The organism is Nocardia sp. CDC159 (assembly GCF_023740735.1).
GTDB classification, from domain to species: Bacteria; Actinomycetota; Actinomycetes; order Mycobacteriales; family Mycobacteriaceae; genus Nocardia; species Nocardia pulmonis.
The window spans coordinates 201,764-220,124 of record NZ_JAMRXH010000002.1; the positions used below are offsets into that span (position 1 = coordinate 201,764).

The following is an 18,361-nucleotide window of genomic DNA, read 5'->3' on the forward strand; positions in this document are numbered from 1 at the left end:
AACGTGGGTCTTCGCCCACCGTACGGGCGTGTCCGACGCTCAGTGACCGGAGCTGCGCACGCCCAGGAGCACGTCCTCCCAGGACGGCATCGGCGCCTTGCCGCGCTTGGGCTTCTTCGCGCCGGACTTGGCGGGGGGCTGCGCCTGGGCCGCCGGAGCGCTTGCCGCGGGAGCGCTGGCCGCCGGGGCCGGGGCGGCCGGAGCCACCGGGGCGGGCTCGTTCGCCGCGGCGGGCGGCGGAGCCGGATTCGAATCGGCCGGAGGCGCAGGCGGGTTGGCCGGGACGGCCGGAGTCGTCTTGGGGGCGGGCGCACCGGACTTGGCCGCGACCGGAACCGCGCTGCCGCCGACAGCCGCACGCTGCTCGTAGTACTGCTCGACATTCGACTCGCCCGCCGTGCGCGTCGTGGCGGCGGGCTCCTCGCGCGGAGCCGGTGCGGCGGGAGTCGGTTCGACCGGAGCGGGCGCGGCGGCCGGTTCGGGCAGGATGGTGGCCAGCCCGCGTAGCGCGCGGCCGAAATCGGGATCAATGAGGTCGTTGGCCGGATCGTCCAGCGGCACCACCGAACCGCCGTGTGCGTCGGGCTGGTAGCGCCAGTGCGCGGCGATCACCGAACGGCCCGCCTGCCACTGCAATTGGGCCACCCAGTAGTTCTTCTCGTCCTTCCAGGCGTCCCATTCGGCGATGTCGATATTGTGCCCGCGCTCGGCGAACGCGGCGGAGACGACATCGATGAGGGTCTCCACGGCCGGACCGTCCTTGCGCACCGGATGCGCCTTCTGCGCCAGCTCGGCCGCGCGCGCCCGCTCCAGTAACACCGGATAGGCGAAGCGCTCGACCCGGCTGGCGGGCATGCCGGATTCCTCGGTGACCTGCTCGACCGAGGCACCCGCGCGGATACGGGCCTGGATATCGCGAGGACGCATCGTGGCTTCCGTTTCGATCTCGATCTGGCCGAATCGGGCAAGGTCACCGCGGGCGGCGGCACGGAGTTTCTCGTCGGCGGGCAGCCGGTACTTCTGGCCGGTCTCGGTATCGGCACACACGATATGCGCGGAATCGGGCGTCAATCCGATCACTCGAAGTTCACGCACCGTTACCTCCTTATCGCTGCGTCGATCACAGCCAGGCTCGCGACACCGCCCACGTTATGGAACAGTAGTGCACTTCTGAGATTCGTGGGGCAAGACACGCGCGCGAGAATCCACCTGCGGACTCTCGCGCGCGCTAATCTGCTGGGTTCGCCATGGCCGAACCCGAAGTGTTACTTCGCGATTTCCTGCACGACCCAGTCGATGCAGCGGGTCAGCTGGGCGACATCCTCGGGATCGATGGCCGGGAACATGCCGATGCGCAGCTGATTGCGGCCCAGCTTGCGGTACGGCTCGGTGTCGACGATGCCGTTGGCGCGCAAGACCTTCGCAACCTGTGCCGCATCCACCGAATCGGCGAAATCGATGGTGCCGACGACCTGCGAGCGATGCGCCGGATCGGCGACGAACGGGGTCGCGAATTCGCTCGACTCGGCCCACGCGTACAGCCGCGAGGACGAATCCAGCGTGCGCTTGACGGCCCAGTCCAGTCCGCCGTTGCCGTTGATCCATTCGATCTGGTCGGCGAACAGCAACAGCGTGGCCAGCGCCGGAGTGTTGTAGGTCTGATCCTTGGTGCTGTTGTCGATCGCGATCGGCAGCGACAGGAATTCCGGGGTGTAGCGACCCGAATCCGCGATCTCGGCAACGCGTTCGAGCGCCTTCGGGCTCATCAGCGCGACCCACAGACCACCGTCGGCGGCGAAACACTTCTGCGGCGCGAAGTAGTACACATCGGCATCGGAAATATTCACCGGCAAACCACCCGCACCCGAGGTGGCGTCGATGGCGACGAGCGCATTCTCCGAACCGGCCGGGCGCTGCACCGGCACGGCGACACCGGTGGAGGTCTCGTTGTGCGCCCACGCGATCACATCGGCGGCCGGATCGGCCGTCGGCTCGGGCGCGGTGCCCGGATCACTGGAGATCACGATGGGATCGCCGATGAACGGATTCTTCTTGGCCACCGCGGCGAATTTCGAGCTGAACTCACCGTAGGTCAGATGCAGCGAGCGCTCCCGGATCAGGCCGAAGGCCGCCGCGTCCCAGAACGCGGTGGTGCCGCCGTTGCCCAGTACGACCTCGTAACCCTCCGGCAGCGCGAACAATTCGCGCAGTCCGGAGCGCACCCGCGCGACCACGTCCTTGACGGGCTTCTGGCGGTGGCTGGTGCCGAACACGGACGCGCCCACCTCGACGAGGTTGCGCAACTGCTCGGGCCGGACCTTGGAGGGGCCGCAGCCGAACCGTCCGTCGGCGGGCTTCAGATCGGCGGGGATGGTCGGGAACGCAGCGGTCATGGCCACCAGACTAGAGGCCGGGCACCGCAGGTCATGCGGTGGGGCACCCTCGCGGTGGCGGGGCATCCGCAGGTCGAACGAACAAATGATTTTTCATTTGCATATCCATTCTGCCGTGGCGCGGACCACACTCCGGCTACCGTTTATCCATGAGCATGGCTGCACTGCAGGGGCCGAACCTGTTGAGCCGGTTGTCCACCCAGCTCGAATCCCACGGTTTCGCACTGCGGCCCGGCGCGCTCGCCCCGGCCGCCCGCCGGGAACTGCTGCTGCGCGGCCTGGCCGGGACGGCGACGATCCTGGGCGTGCGAGCGCGCCGGTCCGAACCCGGGCACCGGTTCTGGGTCCGCATCGAGATCGAGGGGCGCCCGCCCTACGAGGCCCGGGTGCGGCAGCGGGTCGACGCGGCCGATCTGGCGGCCATGCAACCCGGCGACGTCATCGGTTGCCGCGTCGATCCGGGCGATCGCGACCGCGTGGTGCTCTACGTGCCCAGCCCGGAAGAGGCCACCCGGGTGAGCATCTCGAAGATCCTCGCCGACGGCCGCCGCGCCGACGCCACGGTGCTGTCGGCCACCCCCATCGCCGCGGACTTCTCCGGCCGCGAGGATCCGGTGCTGCGCCTGGACCTGGAACTGCGCGCCTGGGACGAGCCGCGGCCCTGGCGGGTCCGGGTGATCCAGCCGGTGCCGTTGACGGCCCTGCAGCTGGTCGACCTGGGCAGACATCTGGAGGTGGCGTTCTTTACCGTCGATCGCGGGGAGTCGGTCGCCGTCGACTGGGCCGCCTCGCTCGAGGACTAGGGCAGCTCGACGAATTCGTAGCCCTGCGCGCGCAGCTTGGGCAGCGCGACCAGCATTCCCGGCGCGGTGCCGGAGTGCGGCCGGTGCATATGCGCGATCGAGATCGCCCCGGGCCGCACCGTGGCCATCGCCTGCTGCACCTGCCCGGCCGAATAGGTCGCTCCCCCATCGGCGTTGACGCTGAAGCCGACCGGCTGCTCGCCCAGCTCGCGCACGATCTCGACCGCCACCTCGTCGTAATGGGCGGTACCCGTGCGGAAGAAGCGCGGCGGATGCCCGAGCAACCGGGTGAGCGTCTCGTGGTTGCCCCAGACCTCGTCGACCGCCTGCCGCGCCGACGCCGTGCCCGCGATGCCGTAGGCGGCGTGACCGTTCACCGACAGCGGGCAGTGCCGGGTGCCGTGGTTGGCCAGTTCGAACAGCGGATTGGCCGCCAGCCGTTCCGCCCGCTGCCAATCGGCGTCGATCCAGCGCTTGTTGAGGAACAGCGTGGCCGGAATCTGTTGCTGGATGAGGAAATTCACCAGCACATCGTTCATCTCGTCGTTGTCCGGGCCACCGCAGGCGTCGAAGGTCAGCGCCATCTGCTTGCCCTGGGCGGGGATGGTCGTCATGATGCCCGGCAGATCCATGCCCCACCGGGTGGGCTGCCGTCCCGCGAACCGGGCGGCCACCGCGTCGGGAACCGCCGATCGGACCGGCTGCGCCCGCACCGGCACGGCCCGGCTCGGCGCGGGCTCAGGGGTGGCCGAAGCGATGCGCGACGACGACGTATCGGCCTGGGTGGCACCGCATCCGGAGGCGGCGAAACCGGCGGCCAGGGCCGCTCCCGCTGCCAGCAAACCGCGCCGAGACAGTGCTTTGTCCACCACGCGACCGGATGTTACGCGACAAGATCACTCGCGTCCTGTCCGGCCGCGCGGCGCGAGATCACTTGCGGGCGACGTTCTCCCACCCGGCCACGCTGTCGGCGGGACGCGGCGCCGGACCGGTGTAGATGGCGGCCGGGCGGACCAGCTTGCCCAGCTTCTTCTGCTCCAGGATGTGCGCGCACCAGCCCGCGGTGCGGCCACAGGTGAACATGGCGGGCATCATGTGCGCGGGCACCTCGGCGAAGTCCAGGATCACGGCGGCCCAGAACTCGACATTGGTCTCGATGGCCCGGTCGGGGCGGCGTTCGCGCAGTTCGGCCAGCGCGGCCTCCTCCAGCGCGGCGGCGACCTCGTAGCGCGGGGCGCCGAGGCGCTTGGCGGTGGCGCGCAGCACCCGGGCACGCGGGTCCTCGGCCCGGTACACCCGGTGGCCGAAGCCCATCAGCTTTTCCTTGCGGTCCAGAATGCCCTTCACCAGCGCTCGCGCGTCGCCGGTCCGCTCGACCTCTTCGATCATCGGCAGCACGCGGGCCGGGGCGCCGCCGTGCAGCGGGCCGGACATCGCGCCGATCGCACCGGACAGGCAGGCCGCGACGTCGGCGCCGGTGGAGGCGATGACGCGCGCGGTGAAGGTGGAGGCGTTCATGCCGTGCTCGGCCGCGGAGACCCAGTAGGCGTCGATGGCCTCGATGTGGCGCGGATCCGGATCACCCTTCCAGCGGGTCATGAACCGCTCGGTGATGGTGTCGCACTCGTCGATCTTCTTCTGCGGGACGGCGGGCTGGTAGATGCCGCGCGCGGACTGTGCGACGTAGGACAGCGCCATCACCGACGCGCGGGCCAGATTCTCCCGGGCGGTGTCGTCATCGATGTCCAGCAGCGGCTGATAGCCCCAGATCGGGGCGAGCATGGCGAGCCCGGCCTGCACGTCGACGCGCACGTCACCGGTGTGCACGGGCAGCGGGAACGGTTCGGCGGGCGGCAGGCCGCGCCCGAATTCGCCGTCGACCAGCAGCGCCCAGACGTCGCCGAAGGTCACCTTGTTGCCCACCAGGTCCTCGATGTCGACGCCCCGGTAGCGCAGCGCACCACCGTCCTTGTCCGGCTCGGCGATATCGGTGGTGAAAGCCACCACGCCTTCCAGACCGCTGACGAAATCGGGGGGTACGGCAGGACCACTGGGTGCCGCAGCGCTGGTAGTCATGTTGTGACTCTCCTTGCAAATCGGGCCGCACGATCTGTGGGCGACCACGCCGATCAACTAGAACCTTAGACGCTCGCCTACTCCGGAGTAACGTCTGGTCCATGCGTGACGAGCAGAATTCACCTCGCTCTACGGGCTCGGAAACGGGGCTCGAATCCACCGACGTCGATCCCGCGGTGCGCGCAGAGATGGATATCGCCGCGATGCGCGCGGAATACGGCGGCGATCCCGATCTGGATGAATCCTGGCTGGTCGACGGGTGGGAACCGGTGCTGCGCAACTGGATCGAGCAGGCCACCCGCGCCGGTATCGCCGAACCCAACGCGATGGTGCTGGCCACGGTCGAACCGACCGACGCCGGCCCGCGCCCCGCCTCGCGCACCGTGCTGTGCAAAGGGCTCTCCCCCGAGGGTGTGACTTTTTACACGAATTACGGGTCCGCCAAGGGGCGGCAATTGGCGGCGGTCCCGTACGCCTCGATCACCTTCGCCTGGCCCGCGCTCGGGCGGCAGGTGAATTTGCGCGGCCCGGTCGGCTCGGTCTCCCCCGAGGCGACCTCGGTCTATTGGCGCTCCCGCCCGCGCAATTCCCAGCTCGGCGCCTGGGCCTCCCAGCAGTCCCAGCCCATCGCCTCGCGCGCCGACCTCGACCGCGCCCTGGCCGAGGTCACCGCCCGCTTCGCCGACGTCGACCAGATCCCGGTCCCCGCCAACTGGGGCGGCTTCATCCTCCGCCCCGAAACCGTCGAATTCTGGCAGGGCCGCCGCAGCCGCCTGCACAACCGCATCCGAGTCACCTTGGAAGCGGGCAGCACCGACCCGGCCGCCATGAAACTGGAACGCCTCCAGCCGTAACCCCGCGCCTTCCTCTTTTCCCTTGACGCGGCGCTCAGCGCCGCGTCAAGGGTTGTATTCATGGGATGACCCCAGCAAAATTGGGCACTATGCCCGCTCCCGTCCCGATACGCTCTCGCCGGTGAAGCTGCTCGCCGACGTCGCACCGCTACGTCATCCCGACTACCGACGGCTCTGGACGACCAATATCGTCACCGTGATCGGTGCGCAGCTGTCGGTGGTCGCCGTGCCGCAGCAGATCTTCCAGATCACGCACAGCTCGGGGTATGTGGGGCTGGCCGGGTTGTTCGGGCTGGTGCCGCTGATCGTATTCGGGCTGTGGGGCGGGGCGCTGGCCGATGTGATGGATCGGCGAAAACTGTTGCTGATCACCAGTTCCGGTACGGGGCTCACCGCCCTGGGGTTCTGGGCGCAGGCGGCGGCGGGGCTGGACAACGTGTGGCTGGTGTTCGGATTGTTCGCCGTACAGCAGTCCTTCTTCGCGGTGAACCAGCCGACCCGCAGCGCGATCATCCCGCGGCTGCTGCCCGGTGAGCTGCTCCCGGCGGCCAATTCCCTGAATTCCACGGTCATGCAGGTCGGCGCGATCGCCGGACCGGTGCTGGCCGGGATGCTGATCCCGGTGACGGGTCTGTCGACGCTGTATCTGCTGGACGCGGTGGCGCTGCTGGCGACCCTGTGGGCGGTGTGGCGGCTGCCCCCGGTGCCGCCGACGGGTGCGGTGCGCCGGGCCGGATTGCGCTCGGTCATCGAGGGTTTCAGCTATCTGGCCACCCAGCGCATCCTGCTCGCCTCCTTCGCGGTCGACATCGTCGCGATGGTGTTCGGCATGCCGCGGGCACTGTTCCCGCAGATCGCCCACGACACCTTCGGCGATCCGGTCGGCGGCGGCAGCGCGCTGGGCCTGCTGTTCGCGGCGCTGTCGGCGGGCGCGGTCGCGGGCGGCATCTGCTCGGGCTGGCTGGGCCACGTGCGCAGGCAGGGCCTGGCGGTGGTGATCTGCATCGCGCTGTGGGGCGTGGGCATGGTCGGCTTCGGCCTGGCGGTCGGACTGACCGGCGACCGGCTGAGCTGCGACGTCGGCCTCTGGATCGCCCTGGCCTGTCTGGCCTTCGGCGGCGCGGTCGACATGTTCTCCGCCGCCCTGCGCACCACCATGCTGCAGCAGGTGGCCACCGACGAGATGCGCGGGCGCTTACAGGGCGTATTCATCGTGGTCGTCGCGGGTGGCCCGCGCATCGGTGATGTTGCCCACGGTTTCGCCGCCGCGGCCCTGGGTACCGCTGTGGCATCGGCCGGAGGTGGTGCGCTCGTGGTGGCCGGAATGGTGGTCGCGGCGGTGATCTTTCCCGCCTTCGTGCGGTACCGCGTACCTCGCGCCCACGCCGAGATTCCGGTGGCCTGAACCGCCGTGCGCTAATACCACGCAGCCCCGCCGAGGCTCACCTCGTTCGCAGGTGACTGTGAGGTAGGTAAGGGCGACCCTCACTAATGACCCCCACCAGCCAGCGACTAGCGTTGAGGACAGGCGCATCGGACGCCGACCGCGCCCGATGCCTATGGTTCTAGCCTGAGAGGGATCCTTCCGTGCCCGCTGAGAACATCATCAACGTCGACGACGACGCCAAGCCGGTACTGTCCTACCCCGGTGGCGAATACGCCATGACCGTGGCGAAGGCCTCCGAGGGTAATGACGGGATCGATCTGGGCAAGCTGCTGGCCAGCACCGGATACGTCACCTACGACCCCGGTTTCACGAACACCGCCCCGACCAAGTCCGCGATCACCTACATCGACGGCGAGGCCGGAATTCTGCGTTACCGCGGCTACCCCATCGAGCAGCTGGCCGCGAAGTCCACCTTTCTCGAGGTCAGCTACCTGCTGATCTACGGTGAGCTGCCGACCAGTGCCCAGCTGGACGACTTCACCAACCGCATCCGCCGCCACACCCTGTTGCACGAGGACCTCAAGCGCTTCTTCGACGGGTTCCCGCGCAACGCGCACCCGATGCCGGTGCTGTCCTCGGCGGTGAACGCCCTGTCGGCCTACTACCAGGACTCGCTGGATCCGCGCGATCCCGAGCAGGTGGAGCTGTCCACCATCCGACTACTGGCCAAGCTGCCGACCATCGCGGCCTACTCCTACAAGAAGTCGGTCGGCCAGCCCTTCCTCTACCCGGACAACTCGCTGTCGCTGGTGGAGAACTTCCTGCGGATGACCTTCGGCTTCCCGGCCGAGCCCTACGAGGTCGATCCGGAGGTCGCGCAGGCGCTGGACATGCTGCTGATCCTGCACGCCGACCACGAGCAGAACTGCTCCACCTCGACCGTGCGCCTGGTCGGCTCCTCCGACGCCAACCTGTTCACCTCGGTGTCCGGCGGCATCAACGCGCTCTGGGGCCCGCTGCACGGCGGCGCCAACCAGGCCGTGCTGGAGATGCTCGACGACATCAAGGCCTCCGGCGGTGACGTCAAGGAGTTCATCCGCAAGGTCAAGAACAAGGAAGACGGGGTGAAGCTCATGGGCTTCGGTCACCGCGTCTACCGGAACTACGATCCGCGCGCCACCATCGTCAAGAAGACCGCCGATCAGATCCTCGGCAAGCTCGGCGTGCAGGACCCGCTGCTCGATATCGCCAAGCAGCTCGAGGAGGTGGCCCTGTCCGACGACTACTTCATTTCCCGCCGCCTCTACCCCAACGTCGACTTCTACACCGGCGTCATCTACCGCGCGATGGGCTTCCCCACCCGGATGTTCACCGTGCTGTTCGCCATGGGCCGCCTGCCCGGCTGGATCGCCCACTGGCGCGAGTTGCACCGCGAGCCGCTCAAGATCGGCCGCCCGCGCCAGATCTACACCGGCTACGGCGAGCGCAACTACACCGATCTCAACGAGCGCTGAAAATCGTTGCGCGAAAACCCGTCTCCGTCGATCGGAGGCGGGTTTCGTGTTTCAGGGAACGAAACGCGAGCTCCTGCCGTCTAACCCGACAACGAGAAACATAGAATCGTCCGGGGGGAAGATATGCGACAGGGATTCGCCGATGACGACGGCTCCGCACGGGTACAGTTCGCGCGGCGGTTGACCGCGTTGCATCGCGCCGCGGGCGCGCCCTCGCTGCGGAATGTGGCGATGCTGGCGCAGCGGCACGGGGAGACCGATCAGCGGGTCGCTGCGGCGACGGCGCAGCGCATCAGCGACTGGATGAGCGGGCGCAATGTTCCGGCGCGCTTCGAATCGCTGGTTCCGGTCCTGCAGGTGCTCGGCTCGCGGGCGCGCAGACGGGCCGGAAGCGCTTCCGACGCAGTGAATTTACGCTCCTGGCGGAACCTGTGGCAGGCCGCGCGCAGCGCTCCGGTTGTACGGCCGCACAGCGCCGACCCCCCGTATCCGGATGCCTCCGGCTACGGTGCGGAGCACGCATCGGTGCTGTTCGGCCGACGGCGGGCGCTGGCCGGATTGCTGGAATTGGTTCGGGCGTCGGCCGATTCGGCCGGGCCCGCCGATCCGGTCGTGCTCACCGGCGCGTCCGGGGTCGGCAAAACGGCGCTGCTGCATGCCGGGGTCGTGCCGACGCTGCGCGCCGAACCGGGGCGGTGGGCCATCGCCGCGATGACGCCGGGGCGCGATCCGATCGGCACATTGACCCGGATATTCTGCGGCAGTGCGGATTCCGCGACCATGGAGCCGGACGCGGTGCGGCGGTGGGCCGGCAAGCGACGGCCGCTGCTGATCGTCGACCAGCTCGAACAGCTCTACCGTCCCGATCTCGCACCGGCCGAACGCGAGTCGTTCCTGTTCGGGCTGAGGCGTCTGGCCGAGGCCGGAACGGTCCTCGTCGCGGTACGCCCGGATCGCCTGCAAGCCTGTGCGGAGTTTCCCTGGCTGTCGAATGCCCTGCGGCACAACAGTTTCACGCTGACACCGATGGGCCGACAGGATCTGGTGTCGGCCATCGTCGGCCCGCCGCGCAGCTGCGGTGTGAGCGTCGATCCCGGCGTGGTCGAACTGCTGCTCGCCGCGCTCGAGGGCGACCGGACGGCCACCCTGCCGCCGACCGCGGACGCGGGCACCCTGTCCGTCCTGTCGGCCGCGATGCGATCGATGTGGCCGCACCGCGGCGGGGCGCGGCTGGACGCCACCGCCTATCGGCGCGTCGGCGGTGTCGCCGGGGTGGTCGGCCACCTGGCCGAGCGCTGTTGGGAGGGATTGACCGAGGAGGAGCGGATCGACCTCGGGCAGGTACTCCCCGCCCTGGTCACGGTGCACCGTGACGGCACGCTCGTGCGGCGGCGCATGCCCGTGGGCGATCTCGGCCGCATCGCGACCCGGTCCGGCCCCGGTCTCGTCGAGCGGCTGATCCGGGCACGGCTGATCACGGTGGACTCCCGGCACGCCCACCTGATTCACGACGCCCTGCTCGACTGGGAGCGATTGCGGGGCTGGATCGCGGCGAACCGGACGCAGCTGATCTGGCGGCAGCGCATCGAGGACGACGCCGCCGAATGGGAGGCCGCCGGGCGCGATCCGGAACTGCTCTATCGCGGGGTGCGGCTGACCACCGCGATCCATCACGCCGATCCATCGCTGAGCCTGCTGGCCACCCGGTTCCTGCGCGCCTGCGCCCGGGCCGAGCTCGGCGGCGCACCCGATCGGCCGTGCGGCGCCGTGGAGTTCCAGAATGCGTCCGCCAGCTGATCGGCGACCCGGGGGTTTCCCGGCCGTCGCAGCGGCTACCTCCAGTGCGGGCCCGCGCGGGGTGCGGGTCGCAGCGAGGGTGATACGGCGAGGTCCGGGAGACTGGTGGCGTGGTGGAGGATGGGTCGGGAGCAGCGGAGTCCGTCGGGGCAGGTTCGGTGTCGCAGCGGATGCCACGCTGGCTGCCGCGGGCATTGCTGCTGGCCTTCGCATTCCTGGCCGCCTATCAGATCGGCGAGTGGGCATTCGGCAAACTGCTCGGGCTGATCACCATGATGCTGGTCGCGTTCTTCATCTCGCTGGCCATGGAACCGGCTGTCGACCTGCTCACGGCCCGGCGGGTGCCGCGGGGGCTGGCGGTCGGCGTGGTGTTCGTGGTGTTGTTCGCCGCCGTGGCCGGATTTCTCGCCGCGCTGGTGACGCTGCTGGTCGAGACGGTGCGCGATCTGCTCAACCAATTGCCCCGCATGCTCGAGCAGCTGGTCGACTGGGTGAACCACACCTTTCACCAGAGTTTCACCATCGATCAGCTGCGCGACCGGCTGCTGCACGACTCCAACATCCTCAACAACTACGCCGAGACGGCCGCGAACAATATCTGGGGGCTGTCGAGCACGATTCTGGGCGGGCTGGCCCAATTCCTGACCATCGCGCTGTTCAGCATCTATCTCACGGCCGACGGCCCGAAGCTGCGCCGCACGCTGTGCTCGCTGCTGCCGCCGCGCAAACAGGACGCCGTGCTACACGCCTGGGATCTGGCGATCGACAAGACCGGCGGCTATCTCTACTCGCGCGCGTTGCTCGCGATCATCTCGGCGGTCGCGCACGCGATATTCCTGGCCGTTCTGCAACTGCCCAATCCAATCGCACTGGGCGTGTGGTTCGGTGTGGCCGCCTCCTTCGTGCCGACCATCGGCACCTATCTGGCCAGCGTGCTGCCGGTGTTGGTGGCGCTGAGCGTGGATCCGGTCGATGTGGTGTGGTTGTTGATATTCGTGGTGCTGTACCAGTGGTTCCAGGACTATTTGTTGCAGCCGCGCATCACTGCGCGCACCGTCGACGTGAACGCGGCCGTCGCGCTGCTGGCGGTGCTCGCCGGTGCGACGCTGCTCGGCGCGGTCGGCGCACTGCTGGCGATCCCGGCGACCGCGACCGCACAGGCCTTCCTCAGCGAATACGTGCCGCGCTACGAGGTGTCCGAGGATCCGCGCATCGAGCGCACCGCACCGCCGCGCGAACGAAAGGCCATGTTGCGCAAGCGGTCCCGGCGCAATCGCAAGATCCGCCGGAATGTCTCCGAGCCGCCGGAACGAAATTGAGATGCGCCCTGCGGCTGCTCGTGCGAAGGTCGAACGATGGCGCTCCCATCCGGAATCTCCCTGCGCTCGGGGACCTCAGCCGACGAGGCCGCGCTCGGCGTGTTGCTGGCCAACGCATTCGGCGGACCGACGCAGGGGGACCCCGAACTGCACCGGTACCGGCGGCAGATCTTCCCGGCCGCGGACGCCGTCGTGGCGCTGGACGGCGAGCGCATCGTCGGCAACGCCATGTATCGCACGATGACCCTCACCGTCCCGGGCGAGCGCACCGTCGCCGCCTGCGGCATCGCCGGGGTCGCGGTCGCGCCCACGCATCGCCGCCGCGGCCTCCTGCGCGCGATGTACACCGAGCTGCATCGCCGCACCGAGGCGGCGGGGCTGCCGCTGACCATCTTCACCGCCAGCCAGGGCGGCATCTACGGCCGCTTCGGCTACGGCCCGGCGACCGTCGAGAACCGGGTGACCATCGATCGCCGATTCGCCGAATTCCGGCCCACCACACCGGATCCCGGCGGGGTGGCGCTGCTCTCCTTCGACGACGCGCTGCCGCAACTGCCCGCGATCTACGACCGCTGGCGCCGCCGCACGCCCGGCGCGCAGATGCGACCGGAGGCGAACTGGCGGGTCAAATTCTTCTCCCCGCGCGGGGAGGACGGATTCTTCGCGCTGCTACATCCGGACGGCTATGCGATCTATCGCCACCGCCATCCGGAAACGGGGCTGAACGCCGAGGTGTTCGAGCTGCGCGCAGTCACCGACGAGGCGCATGCGGCGCTGTGGCGAGCCCTGCTCGGCCTGGACCTGGTCACCGTGGTCGATGCCGTCGTCACCGACGACGACCCACTGCCCCATCTGCTTACCGATCCGCGCCTGGTCCGCACGGTCAGCAGGCACGACGGACTGTGGGCGCGGCTGATGGACGTGCCCGCCGCGCTGTCGGCGCGCTCCTATCAGCACGACCTGGACGTCGTTCTCGCCGTGACCGATCCCTTCCGCGACGCCGGTGGTGTCTTCGCGCTGCGGGCCCGCGACGGCAGCGCCGAATGTGTGCCCACCGACCGCCCAGCGGATTTCGAAATGGGCATCGACGTGCTCGGTTCGATGTATCTGGGCGCGCATCGCGCCCGCACCTTCGCGGCGGCGAACCGATTACAGGCCAAGGACTCCGACAGTCTGCGCGCGCTGGACCTCGCCTTCGCCGCCGAGGGCGCCGCCGAGTTGGGCTGGTTCTTCTGACCGCGGCGTTGTGACCCGCGGCTCGTCGACGGCGTCGCGTCGCGCTGGCATGCTGGTGGCGTGACGCTCATCCGTTTGGTCCTGAACGTGCTGTGGCTGGTGCTCGCCGGGTTCTGGATGGCGGTGGGTTATGTGCTGGCCGGGATCATCTGCTGCCTGCTGATCATCACCATTCCGTTCGGCATCGCGTCGTTCCGGATCGCGGGCTATGTGCTGTGGCCGTTCGGCCGCGAGGCGGTGGCCCGGCCGGAGGCGGGGGTGCCATCACTGCTCGGCAATGTGATCTGGTTCCTGGTGGCGGGCTGGTGGCTGGCGCTGGGGCATTTGTTCACCAGCATTCCGCTGTTCGTCTCGATTGTCGGCATCCCGTTCGGCTGGGCCAACCTCAAGCTCATCCCGATCTCGCTCATGCCGCTGGGGCGCGAGATCGTGCCGAGCGACCGGGCTTTCGGTCGCTGAGCCGTTATTCCGATTGATCCACAATCCGTTTCATGATCGTGACGGCGTCCCGCAGCACCCGCAGCTGTTCGGGGGGCAGACCCGACAGCTGCTCGGTCATCCACGCCTCGCGGGCGTTGTTCTCGTCCTGGACCAGCGCCCGGCCCGCCTCCGACAGCGACACGATGATCTGACGGCCGTCGGTGGGATGCGGATTGCGTTCCACCAGTTGCAGTTCCGACAGCGAGGCGATCACCCTGGTCATGGACGGCGGCTGCACCCGCTCCTTGGCGGCCAGCGCGCCCGGTGTCATGGCGCCTTCTCGATTGAGCGTCGCCAGGGCCGACAGCTGGGTCAGCGAAATCTGGGCATCGGCGCGGCGGCCGCGCAGATGTCGCGTCAGACGCACGACCGCCAGCGAGAGGTCGGCCGCCAGGGCGCGAATGTCGGAAGGCGTTGTCACAGAGGCAAACGATACGGGACACGCCACGCGCGGGGCGGCCGTTCTCGTGGCTAAGGTTGACATCGTGACCCGCAACGTGCCCGAAATTCCGCCGCGTCTGACCGACCCGCGCCCGGTCCTGGCGTTCGGTGTGGTGGCGTGGGCGATCGCGACCGCGGTGGTGTGGACGGTGGACCGCTGGGCGGACGCGCGCCCGATCTGCCTGATGGGCATGGCCGTCGGCCTGCTCGCCTACATCATCTTCGCGCTGCAGCGGCGCTCCTCCCGCCGCGGCGACAAGGGCGCGCAAAAAGGGCTCTGAGAGTCGATCATCCCACCTTTGCCGGGCCGCGCACGCTGACTTTTACGGCCCGCGAATTGACTGAACGCGTACTTGCCGCTTAACTGCCTTGGGTGTCCTCCCGATTGAGCGTCGAAGAAAGACGGGCCCACCTTATCGAGGCGGCCATCGGTCTTGCCGAAAAAAAGGGCGTCGCCGGGGTTACCACGCGCGATGTAGCTCACGCGGCCGGTGTTTCGCTCGGTGTGGTGCATTACTGTTTCGAAAACAAGGACGCGCTGATGACCGAACTGGTCAAGGCGCTGTCGATGGAATTGCGCGATTCCGTGGAGACCAACGAAACGGTCTGGCAGGACGTCGGAAGCGGAAAGGATTCGCTTCAAAATTTGGTGCGCGCGAGCCTGGAACTACTCTGGCTGAACATCGAGGCCACCCCCGAACGCCAGCTGCTCACCTACGAAACCACCACCTACGCGTTGCGCGAAAGCGAACAAACCCCGGCGAAACTCGCCATCGCCCGCGAGCAGTACACGTTCAACGACTCCACCGTCGCCGACGTGCTTGAGCATGCCCGCGATGCCACCGGCACCCAGTGGGCGGTGCCCGTGCAGGCGCTGAGCCGCTTCACGCTCAACGTCATCGACGGCGTCGTGCTGCGCTGGCTGGTCGACAACGACAGCGACGCGGTGCGGACGCAGCTGGATCTGCTCGCCGAGATGATCACGACCTACGCGAAGTGACCTGCCGCCGAACGTGTGTCGTGGTGTCCGCGCGCCACCACGGCACCTCGGCGACCGTCTCGTAGGCACCGCTCAACCGCACCCGCAGCCGCTCGTGCAGCACCAGATCGCCCGCGCCGCAACCGAACTGCAGGCGCAGCAGCACGCCGAAGGGGTCGTCGGCCCAGTTTGTGGGCTCGCCGGGATCGAGGATCTCGGCGGGCACGGCCTTGGAGACCAGCGGCAGATCGAGCAGATCCGCCAGTGCGGCAGCGTGTTCGAGATCGCCGACCACGAGCCGTTCCGGCGGTATGGCCAGGCCGTACCAGGGGTGATCCAATACCAGCGCGTCGGCGGCGTCGACGACCGCGCCCGAGAGGGAGCGCACCCGCTCGGGCGGGGTCAGCGCGTCCAGATCCAGCCGGTCCGCGGCGGCGGCCAGCCGGGCATGGGTCTGCGAAATGGCCTCGGGTGAGGGGGTTTTCGTCGGATCGGCGAGAGCGTCGAGCAGCGTGGCGGCCAATTCCTGGCCGATCGCCGCCGGGTCGGCCAGGACCGCGCGCAGGGCCTGCAGCTCGGCGGCGGAGAAGCCGGCCAATTCCGGTACGAGACCGGCGAATACCGGTTCGGCGGGCGCACGGAACAGGCCGAGCGGCACACCGTCGACGCGCGCGTGCCGACGCAGCCACCATGCGGTGTAGCCGTCCCGGTCGGCCAGCAGGGCCCGGGTTGCGGGCTCGGACAGCAACAACCGCAATGCCTTCGGCCACGCGGCGTCGTCGACCAGATCCAGATCGCGCACGGCGGCCAGCTCCGGCGGATCCTCCGCCAGGCCCTCCCACCACGTCTCCTCGTCGTCGAGGTGGTGATCGGGGCCGGTCGGATCGTCCTCGGTGACAACGGTGAATCCCCAGCCCACCCCGATCGCCCGCAGGGCCGCCGCGCCGTAGCGGTCGACCACTCCGGAATCGACCGTGCCGAACGGGGAATCGGCCACCAGCACCTCGGCCAGCGGCGCGCCGGGTAGCAGCAACTCGTCGGCGGGACGCGATTCGCCGGTGTCGTCGGGCAATTCGAGCAGGCCCAGCCAGGGCGGGCCGACGGCGTCCTCGGGGAGCTGGGCGGCCAGCCCGAGGACGGCCGCGACGGTATCCGGATCGGCCGGGTCCAGCTCCAACTCGCCTTGAAGCGCAGGGTCGTTCAGCAGATCCTCGGCAGTGACCGAGCGCGCGCCGAGGCGGCCGAGCAGTTCGTGCGCGGCCTCGGGGTGGACCAGGCGCGCCCAGCGCACCGGGAGCGTGGCGTCGAGATGGTCGTCGAGCACCACCGTGCGCGGGCCGGTGACGAGGCGGTCGTCGGCCAGCGGAACCGCCAGTGCGCCCAGCTCTTCGGTGGCCAGCGGATCGACGACGAAGGGCTCCAGGGCGTCGTAGAGCGCGTACCACCAGTTCGGCGGGCGTTCCTGACCGGCGGACAATTCGGCGACGCGAGCCAGGCCGATGCGGTGGACGTCCAGGACGGCCAGGGTGTCAGCGGCCGCGCGACCGGACAGATCCGGGATGACCAGGGGGTCCAGAACATCGGCGAGCAGGGCGGCCAGTTCCCTGGTGACACCGGGGAATACGCTGCTGCGTCGCGGGGCCGCCGTGCGGGTTCCACCCTCGCGGTCGAGGACGGGCAGCCACGGGGTGGTGCGCAGTTCGTCGAGCAGCGCCTCGCGCAGCAGGCTGTCGGCCTCGCTGCGGGCGAAGGCGGGGGCGGGGACCAGGACCAGGCGGTCGCGGGGCGGCAGGGCGCGCGCGAAATCGGCGTAGCCCACGGCCAATTCGGCGACCCGCGCGCCGGGCAACAGCCGGCGCCGGTCGGGCTGCATCGCGATATCGGCGATGAGCAGGGCGGGCAGGGACAGCTCCTCGTCGGAGCGGGTCGGGGCGCGCAGGACATCCGGTTCAGCCGGGATCGGGCGGCCGTCGCGGACCGGAAGCAGCCAGCGGGCGCGGTCGGTGGCGAACTGCCACCAGACTCGCTCCTCGTCGCCCGGGCCGGACAGGCACAGTTCCCGCAGGCCGTTGTCGAGGTCACGGACGGCGCTGGTGATTTCGTCGTCGCCGATCCGGATCTGCCGCAGGGTGGGCAGCTCGAGCAGCAGGTCGGCGGCCTCGCGGCGCATGGCGGCGAGCAGGGCCTCGGGGTCCAGGTCCGGGCGCAGGTCGAGAACGATTTCGCTGTCGAATCCCGCGGCCGGGGCGGCGGAGGTGGGCCAGGTCAGCCGCAGGACCGGGGGCGTGAAATCCGCTATGCCCTCGGGAATTCGAATAGCGTTGTCCCGCAGCGTCTCCCACGTACCGGCACGGGAGAAGCGCAACGAGCCGGTCCGGGAGCGGAACTCGATTTCGTCGGCCACGGCCACGACCGCCGTGAATCCGACCCCGAATCGCCCCACGGCCGACCGCGCGTCGGATTTCGCCGAGGCCCGCAGGGCCGTCAGCGCGTGCACACCGGAAATATCCAGCGGGGCCCCGGTATTGGCCACATGCAGCCGCCGCCCCGCCAGCCGCACCTCCAGCCGCCCGCTCACCCCGGCCTTGGCGGCCGCATCGGCGGCATTCTGCGCCAGCTCGGTCAGCAACCGATCCCGATACCCCGCCCGCACCAGATCGGCCTCGGTAGCGGCGTCCTCCCGCAACCGGGTCGGCGAATCCCGCCAGGCCGCCACCACCCCCGCCCGCAGCCCCGCGGTCTCGAACGGATCCACCTCCGTGCCGCTCAGCGAGTCTCCGCTCCCCCACCCTCCCCAGGCTTCACCCGAACCGCCGAAACCGCCCAGGCATCGCTGTAATGCCCTGCCGCCCCCGCGGCCTGCCCCTGCTCCGCCTGCTCAGCGACGTCGGCCTCCGCCGAACCTTCCGCACCCGAAACCTGTTCGGTCGAAACATCCCCCGCTGCAGCAGCCGCCTGCTCGCCCGGTTCGGAAGTATCGCTCTCCGCGACAGGAGCATCGACCTCATCCGAGGCTTCGCGATCCACATCGCCCTGCCCCGTCGCACCAGCCTCCACGGCAGCGGAATCACTCAGGACAGCC

The 18,361-nt window shown here is 69.3% G+C and carries 16 protein-coding genes; 10 read left to right on the top strand and 6 right to left on the bottom strand.

The window, feature by feature from the left end; genetic code table 11:
- Positions 1-39: 39 nt before the first annotated feature.
- Positions 40-1,095, bottom strand: a complete 1,056-nt coding sequence (sepH, locus tag NDR87_RS04655; protein WP_251910032.1) for a septation protein SepH — start codon at positions 1,093-1,095, stop codon at positions 40-42.
- Positions 1,096-1,265: 170 nt separating this feature from the next.
- A complete protein-coding gene (gene serC / locus NDR87_RS04660; RefSeq protein WP_251910031.1) occupies positions 1,266-2,393 on the bottom strand; it encodes a phosphoserine transaminase in 1,128 nt (375 codons plus the stop codon).
- 149 nt (positions 2,394-2,542) lie between these two features.
- On the opposite strand from serC, the gene NDR87_RS04665 reads away from it, so the two are divergent.
- Entirely contained in the window at positions 2,543-3,196 is a 654-nt protein-coding gene (locus tag NDR87_RS04665) for a hypothetical protein (protein ID WP_251910030.1), read from the top strand.
- On the opposite strand, the gene NDR87_RS04670 is transcribed toward NDR87_RS04665, so the two are convergent.
- Both NDR87_RS04670 and NDR87_RS04675 read right to left on the bottom strand, forming a co-directional pair.
- Positions 3,193-4,068, bottom strand: a complete 876-nt coding sequence (locus NDR87_RS04670) for a polysaccharide deacetylase family protein (RefSeq protein ID WP_251910029.1) — start codon at positions 4,066-4,068, stop codon at positions 3,193-3,195. The two genes, NDR87_RS04665 and NDR87_RS04670, sit on opposite strands and share 4 nt — an antisense overlap.
- A gap of 58 nt (positions 4,069-4,126) precedes the next feature.
- The gene (locus NDR87_RS04675; protein ID WP_251910028.1) at positions 4,127-5,272 is read right to left on the bottom strand and encodes a citrate synthase 2; all 1,146 of its coding nucleotides are present in this window, start codon (positions 5,270-5,272) and stop codon (positions 4,127-4,129) included.
- Between the two features lie 188 nt (positions 5,273-5,460).
- Here NDR87_RS04675 and pdxH point away from each other — a divergent pair, with 188 nt between their 5' ends.
- From pdxH to NDR87_RS04710, 7 genes are all read left to right on the top strand, one after another.
- A complete protein-coding gene (gene pdxH / locus NDR87_RS04680) occupies positions 5,461-6,126 on the top strand; it encodes a pyridoxamine 5'-phosphate oxidase (protein ID WP_286013152.1) in 666 nt (221 codons plus the stop codon).
- Positions 6,127-6,247: 121 nt separating this feature from the next.
- Positions 6,248-7,531: an MFS transporter gene (locus NDR87_RS04685; RefSeq protein ID WP_251910027.1), complete on the top strand. Its 1,284-nt coding sequence runs from the start codon at positions 6,248-6,250 to the stop codon at positions 7,529-7,531.
- A gap of 182 nt (positions 7,532-7,713) precedes the next feature.
- The gene (locus tag NDR87_RS04690; RefSeq protein WP_308212043.1) at positions 7,714-9,027 is read left to right on the top strand and encodes a citrate synthase; all 1,314 of its coding nucleotides are present in this window, start codon (positions 7,714-7,716) and stop codon (positions 9,025-9,027) included.
- A gap of 123 nt (positions 9,028-9,150) precedes the next feature.
- The gene (locus tag NDR87_RS04695; protein WP_251910026.1) at positions 9,151-10,824 is read left to right on the top strand and encodes an ATP-binding protein; all 1,674 of its coding nucleotides are present in this window, start codon (positions 9,151-9,153) and stop codon (positions 10,822-10,824) included.
- A gap of 110 nt (positions 10,825-10,934) precedes the next feature.
- The gene (locus tag NDR87_RS04700) at positions 10,935-12,143 is read left to right on the top strand and encodes an AI-2E family transporter (RefSeq protein WP_251910025.1); all 1,209 of its coding nucleotides are present in this window, start codon (positions 10,935-10,937) and stop codon (positions 12,141-12,143) included.
- Positions 12,144-12,179: 36 nt separating this feature from the next.
- Positions 12,180-13,379, top strand: a complete 1,200-nt coding sequence (locus NDR87_RS04705; RefSeq protein WP_251910024.1) for a GNAT family N-acetyltransferase — start codon at positions 12,180-12,182, stop codon at positions 13,377-13,379.
- A 60-nt stretch (positions 13,380-13,439) separates the two neighbouring features.
- Entirely contained in the window at positions 13,440-13,838 is a 399-nt protein-coding gene (locus NDR87_RS04710) for a YccF domain-containing protein (RefSeq protein ID WP_251910023.1), read from the top strand.
- 4 nt (positions 13,839-13,842) lie between these two features.
- On the opposite strand, the gene NDR87_RS04715 is transcribed toward NDR87_RS04710, so the two are convergent.
- Positions 13,843-14,280 (bottom strand): MarR family transcriptional regulator, encoded by a 438-nt coding sequence (locus tag NDR87_RS04715; protein ID WP_251910022.1) that lies wholly within the window; start codon positions 14,278-14,280, stop codon positions 13,843-13,845.
- A 64-nt stretch (positions 14,281-14,344) separates the two neighbouring features.
- On the opposite strand from NDR87_RS04715, the gene NDR87_RS04720 reads away from it, so the two are divergent.
- Positions 14,345-14,581 (top strand): DUF2530 domain-containing protein, encoded by a 237-nt coding sequence (locus NDR87_RS04720; RefSeq protein WP_251910021.1) that lies wholly within the window; start codon positions 14,345-14,347, stop codon positions 14,579-14,581.
- A gap of 104 nt (positions 14,582-14,685) precedes the next feature.
- Positions 14,686-15,300: a TetR/AcrR family transcriptional regulator gene (locus NDR87_RS04725; protein WP_251910020.1), complete on the top strand. Its 615-nt coding sequence runs from the start codon at positions 14,686-14,688 to the stop codon at positions 15,298-15,300.
- Here the strand turns inward: NDR87_RS04725 and NDR87_RS04730 are convergent.
- Positions 15,281-18,034, bottom strand: coding sequence for a sacsin N-terminal ATP-binding-like domain-containing protein (locus tag NDR87_RS04730; RefSeq protein WP_251910019.1), 2,754 nt, complete (start codon positions 18,032-18,034; stop codon positions 15,281-15,283). The genes NDR87_RS04725 and NDR87_RS04730 overlap by 20 nt on opposite strands.
- Positions 18,035-18,361 lie beyond the last annotated feature (327 nt).

Bases quoted from the DNA above. Each gene is read 5' to 3' on its own strand.
- NDR87_RS04665 (WP_251910030.1), top strand. From the start codon at position 2,543: ATGAGCATGGCTGCACTGCAGGGGCCGAACCTGTTGAGCCGGTTGTCC.
- NDR87_RS04705 (WP_251910024.1), top strand. From the start codon at position 12,180: ATGGCGCTCCCATCCGGAATCTCCCTGCGCTCGGGGACCTCAGCCGAC.
- pdxH (WP_286013152.1), top strand. From the start codon at position 5,461: ATGGATATCGCCGCGATGCGCGCGGAATACGGCGGCGATCCCGATCTG.
- NDR87_RS04675 (WP_251910028.1), bottom strand. From the start codon at position 5,272: ATGACTACCAGCGCTGCGGCACCCAGTGGTCCTGCCGTACCCCCCGAT.
- NDR87_RS04695 (WP_251910026.1), top strand. From the start codon at position 9,151: ATGCGACAGGGATTCGCCGATGACGACGGCTCCGCACGGGTACAGTTC.
- serC (WP_251910031.1), bottom strand. From the start codon at position 2,393: ATGACCGCTGCGTTCCCGACCATCCCCGCCGATCTGAAGCCCGCCGAC.